A 1,039-nucleotide genomic window follows, 5' to 3' on the forward strand; every position below is an offset into this window, starting at 1 on the left:
TTTTTATAGATACTATTGGACACTATTAACCAACTAATAGAATATAAAATAACTAATTATGTTTCTTCTATTTTTATCAAAATTAATTCCTCTGTTGTTAGATAAGATTGATTGCAATTCTTGATTTTCAAAATCTATTCCATCAATATAATTCTTGATTTGTTTTAAAGGTATCTCATTATCCCTCATGTTTTTTGCTATTTGCACGTATCCAGCAAACATCAAAGGATGAGAATAACTGTGTCTAAATTCATTAGGATTAATTAAAAATTCTTCAACATAGCTACCCAGCAAGTAGTTAAAGAAATCGATTAAATATTTAGAAACCTCATTAGCTTCTAATTTTGTTTCAGGCTTAAAAACCTGATCAATGGCGTAAGCAAGTACACTAAAAGTGGTTAGTTGATTTGCTATTTTGCTAATGTTAGATGCAGATGCAATTTTACCCTTAAGATCAGATTTTCTTTGCAGGTCTCTAACAACAAAATCTGCCTGTCTTTCGGATTTAAGCTCTTCAAGTCTTTCCTTTTTAACTACATTTATAGTATTAATCTGGCCAAAGTAGTTACGCTGACCTTCTTTATCATAATTTCTAATAGATAGGAACATTCTTTGAGGTAAGTCTGGGTTAATCATTACAGCCTTTTCTCCACCTCTAAGTCTATGAAATCCATCCAGAATTGTAATGACAGCACCATCATTGATAGTTAAAGTTCTAGCTTGTTGATCATAGATAACTGCATCAACTTCAGGGCTATAAGCATTGAGAGTAATCATGTCAGGCATATATGTCTCATTAAGCATCAATTGGCTTATAGTATTTACGCTCTCTATGTTTATGTCTGGTGTAGGGACTACTTTATCTTTTGTTCTAACATATACAGCACTTCTTTGGGATTCATAATCATATAAAATCAATTGGCTTTGTAGCATTTTAACTAAAAAAGTCATGTCTATATCTGTAATATAATTTTCATCATCAAGCATTGTTACATTGTTGATGACTAAAGGCAATTCTAAATTTTTATTCTTCTTGTTT

The 1,039-nt window shown here is 30.5% G+C and carries 1 protein-coding gene; it reads right to left on the reverse strand.

The genetic code is table 11. The features are described from left to right. Window positions 1–33: 33 nt before the first annotated feature. On the reverse strand, window positions 34–1,039 hold a 1,006-nt coding region (locus tag KFT32_RS27110), incomplete at its 5' end, for a DNA sulfur modification protein DndB (protein WP_211750459.1).

This window comes from Paenibacillus sp. Marseille-Q4541, assembly GCF_018310695.1.
Classification (GTDB): Bacteria; Bacillota; Bacilli; order Paenibacillales; family Paenibacillaceae; genus Paenibacillus.